A 3,591-nucleotide genomic window follows, 5' to 3' on the forward strand; every position below is an offset into this window, starting at 1 on the left:
CCGGTGCTAGAATGCGCGTCCATGAACGGGTCCCAGCATTCGCACGCGCCGCGGGCCGCCGCCCAGCCTGCTCGCTACGCGCATCATGATGAGCATGATCCAGCGCATGCGCACGGACATGATGAAGGCCACGAGCACGGGCACGGGCACGGGCACGGGCACGGGCACGGGCACGGGCATGGCCACAGCCACCGGCATGGCGCCGGCAGCGGTCCGCAACTGATCTGGGCGCTGCTGCTGACGCTCGCTTTCGCCGCCGTCGAGGCGCTGGTCGGTTGGTGGGCGGGCTCGCTTGCCCTGCTCGGCGACGCTGGGCACATGGTCACCGACAGCGCCTCGCTCGGTCTCGCCGCGTTTGCTGCCGTTCTCGCCGGCCGCCCGCCGACCCGGCGGCATACCTACGGCTACGGCCGCGTCGAAACGCTTGCCGCGCTGTTCAATGTGCTCTTCATGGTCGTCGTCGTGGTTGCCATTTCGGTCGCTGCGGTCGGTCGAATCCTTGCCCCGGCGCCGGTCGTCGGCGAGGCGGTCACGCTGGTCGCTGCGCTCGGGCTGGGGCTGAACATCGGCGTTGCCTGTCTGCTCATGCGCGGCGAGCAGACGATGAACACGCGCGGCGCGCTGCTGCACGTGCTGGGCGACCTTTTCGGTTCGGTTGCCGCGCTGATTTCCGGTGCGGTCGTCATGTGGACCGGCTGGACGACGGTCGACCCGCTGCTTTCGCTGCTGATCTGTGCCCTGATGCTGGTCTCCAGCCTGCGTCTGCTGCGCGAGGTCGTGCAGGCGCTGATGGAGGGCGTGCCGCCCAGCCTGTCGAGCGAAGACGTTGGCCGGGTTCTGGCGGGCATTCCGGGGGTTGCTTCGGTGCATGATCTGCACATCTGGACGCTGTCTTCACAGCGCGTGGCGCTCTCCGCGCACCTGGTCGTCGAAGCGCTCGAGCAGTGGCCGGAGGTGCTCGCGACGAGTCGGCAGGTGCTGGCCGAGCGGGGAATCACGCATGTTACGCTGCAGCCTGAGCCGCTCAACGCGATCATCCGCTGGTTGCCGCGTCCGGCGGCGCAGCGCGAGGCGGTCTGAGCGGCGGGCGATCGGGGGAGCTCGCCGATGAGGGTGGTCGCACAGCGCGTCGCGGCAGCGCGGGTCGAAGTCGACGGCCGCGTCAGCGGTTCGATCGGTCGCGGATTGTTGCTGCTGGCGGGTTTCGCGGCGCGCGATTCGGCCGATGATATTGCCTGGATGTCGGGCAAGCTGGTCCGTTTGCGCATCTTTCCGGACGCTGCCGGCATGATGAATCGCAGCCTGCTCGAGATTGGCGGTGAACTGCTCGCCGTCAGTCAGTTTACGCTCTACGCTTCGACAAAGAAGGGAAATCGCCCGTCGTGGAGTGGCGCGGCACGGCCGGAAGTGGCGCAGCCCCTGTTCGCGGAATTCGTGCGACAGCTTGAACGGGATCTGGGCCGGCCGGTGCCGACCGGCGTTTTCGCGGCCGACATGCAGGTGCATCTGGTCAACGATGGTCCGGTGACGCTCGTCATCGACTCGCGGGACCCGGCCTAGTCACCCTTCAGCACCGAGCGCGGGCAGCGGCCGGTGTACCGTGCGGTAGAATACGCCCGATGCGGGTCCTTGGAATTGAATCCTCCTGCGACGAAACAGGCGTCGCGCTCTACGACACGGCCGACGGCGGCGTTCTCCGGGCGCACGCGCTGCATTCGCAGGTGCGCATGCACGAGGATTACGGCGGCGTGGTGCCGGAGCTCGCTTCGCGTGACCACATTCGACGCCTGGTTCCCTTGTTTCGGCGGGTTCTTGCCGAGAGCGGATGCGCCCGACACGAAATTGACGCGGTGGCCTATACGCAAGGGCCTGGCCTGGCCGGCGCGCTGCTCGTCGGTGCGGCGTTTGCCGAAGCGCTGGCGACGGCCCTCGACGTGCCCAGCGTAGCGATACACCATCTCGAAGGCCATCTGCTTTCACCCTTGCTCGCCCACCCGCCGCCCACTTTTCCCTTCGTTGCGCTGCTCGTTTCCGGCGGCCACAGCCAGCTCATGCGCGTCGGCGGGGTCGGCGACTATGTGCTGCTCGGCGAGACGCTAGACGACGCGGCCGGCGAGGCTTTCGACAAGACGGCCAAGCTGCTTGGCCTGGGCTATCCCGGCGGTCCGGCGCTGGCGGCGCTGGCCGAACGCGGTCGGCCCGGTCGGATCAGACTGCCGCGCCCGATGTTGCGCTCCGATGATTTGGACTTCAGCTTCAGTGGCCTGAAGACGGCCGTCGTCACGCGAGTGCGCGAGTTGGCGACGCTCGACGATCAGCAGCGGGCCGATATTGCGTGTGCCTTTCAGGAGGCGATCGTCGAGGTGCTGGTCAGCAAGGCGTTGCGCGCGGTCGAGCTCAGCGGTCTGCGACGCCTGGTCGTCGCCGGCGGCGTTGGTGCCAATCGCTACCTGCGCCGTTGCCTGGATGCGGCGGCCGCGGGCGCCGGTATCGCGGTGTTCTATCCCGCGCTCGAATTCTGCACCGACAACGGTGCGATGATCGCCCTGGCCGGCGCTCTGCGCCTGCAGGCCGGGCTGCTGGGCAGGACGCCCGGGGCTTTTGCCGTGCGTCCACGCTGGCCGCTGAGCGCTTGATCGAGCCGTTGCCGAGGGGTGGCGGATGAACCGGGAGCGCGCTACCGACGATCGAGTAAAGGCCGCGCCGTGCCGTGCGCCGGGTCACGCGGCTGTGGCCAAGGGACTCGCTCTACGCTTGCTCCTGGTGTTCTGGCGAGCGCTTGGCAAACTCTCCCGCCTGGCCGGCCGATGGCTGCCTGTCTGGCTGGGCATCAGCGCCGGCTGGGCGATCGCGTGCAACCCGCTGGTCGAACCGTCGGCCGATGGCGAAGCGGCCGTTTTCCGTCCGCACAGCAATGCCTTCCTGCACTGTCCGGTGAGCGAAGCGACTTATCGTGCTGTCGTCGGCACCTGGTGGCAGCAGCGGCTGTCCGCGGCGCCGCCCCTGCGCACGTTCTATCTCGGCCGGGCGGTGAGCTTTCCGTGGATCTCCCGCCACCTCGCCGATGCCGCGCTGACCAGCGCGGCCTGGGATGCGCGTCGCGGCCGGGCGCGGCGTAGCGGCGGCGAGAACGCTCTGGTCGCCGCGCTGCTGGCCGAGGCAGCGTTTCGTTCCCGGCTCGACGAGCCCTTTGTCGGGTCGCCGTACGGCGTGCTTGGCGTCACCGCCGAAAAGGTCCTGGTCGGTCCGGCCGGCGAGCATTCTTCGGACGCAGCGGCGGTCAACCGGCGGGTTCCGTACGACGCCATGCTCTGGCTGCAGATCGGCGAACGCCAACGCCCGGAGCAGGCGGGGAATTAGCCAGCCGGCGGCGTTCGCCGCCGATCAGGACTCGCTCGCCAGCAAGGCCGCCTTATGGAGCAGTCCGATGCTGACGCCGATCGCGGTTGGGCGGTTGAGGTTGCGCGGCAGCTTGCCGATCTTGTACCAGGCGAAGGCAGAATGCTCGAAGTTCAAGCGCGGCTCGAACTCGTGCTCGGTACGCAGCAGAAAGTAGTGCAGCTCGCGTAGCGCATCGACGTAGCCCAGGTG

5 protein-coding genes are annotated in these 3,591 nt (G+C 68.4%); 4 read left to right on the forward strand and 1 reads right to left on the reverse strand.

Translation table 11 applies throughout. From position 1 onward, the window contains the following. The first annotated feature begins 21 nt into the window (after positions 1–21). From RKP46_RS07475 to RKP46_RS07490, 4 genes are read left to right on the forward strand one after another with little or no spacing between them, the layout of a single operon-like run. Positions 22–1,080: a cation diffusion facilitator family transporter gene (locus tag RKP46_RS07475; RefSeq protein WP_311106064.1), complete on the forward strand. Its 1,059-nt coding sequence runs from the start codon at positions 22–24 to the stop codon at positions 1,078–1,080. 27 nt (positions 1,081–1,107) lie between these two features. Beyond that, on the forward strand, positions 1,108–1,560 hold the full coding sequence (dtd, locus tag RKP46_RS07480) for a D-aminoacyl-tRNA deacylase (protein WP_311106065.1): 453 nt from the start codon (positions 1,108–1,110) through the stop codon (positions 1,558–1,560). A 59-nt stretch (positions 1,561–1,619) separates the two neighbouring features. Then, positions 1,620–2,636: a tRNA (adenosine(37)-N6)-threonylcarbamoyltransferase complex transferase subunit TsaD gene (tsaD, locus tag RKP46_RS07485; RefSeq protein ID WP_311106066.1), complete on the forward strand. Its 1,017-nt coding sequence runs from the start codon at positions 1,620–1,622 to the stop codon at positions 2,634–2,636. 25 nt (positions 2,637–2,661) lie between these two features. Next, positions 2,662–3,360, forward strand: coding sequence for a hypothetical protein (locus RKP46_RS07490; protein ID WP_311106067.1), 699 nt, complete (start codon positions 2,662–2,664; stop codon positions 3,358–3,360). Positions 3,361–3,384: 24 nt separating this feature from the next. On the opposite strand, the gene RKP46_RS07495 is transcribed toward RKP46_RS07490, so the two are convergent. Beyond that, on the reverse strand, positions 3,385–3,591 hold a 207-nt coding region (locus RKP46_RS07495), incomplete at its 5' end, for a hypothetical protein (protein ID WP_311106068.1).

The sequence above is a fragment of the Accumulibacter sp. genome (assembly GCF_031732815.1).
Classification (GTDB): domain Bacteria; phylum Pseudomonadota; class Gammaproteobacteria; order Burkholderiales; family Rhodocyclaceae; genus Accumulibacter.

Excerpts from the sequence above, each read along its gene's own strand:
- tsaD (WP_311106066.1), top strand. The coding sequence starts at position 1,620 with ATGCGGGTCCTTGGAATTGAATCCTCCTGCGACGAAACAGGCGTCGCG.
- RKP46_RS07490 (WP_311106067.1), top strand. The coding sequence starts at position 2,662 with ATGAACCGGGAGCGCGCTACCGACGATCGAGTAAAGGCCGCGCCGTGC.
- RKP46_RS07475 (WP_311106064.1), top strand. The coding sequence starts at position 22 with ATGAACGGGTCCCAGCATTCGCACGCGCCGCGGGCCGCCGCCCAGCCT.
- dtd (WP_311106065.1), top strand. The coding sequence starts at position 1,108 with ATGAGGGTGGTCGCACAGCGCGTCGCGGCAGCGCGGGTCGAAGTCGAC.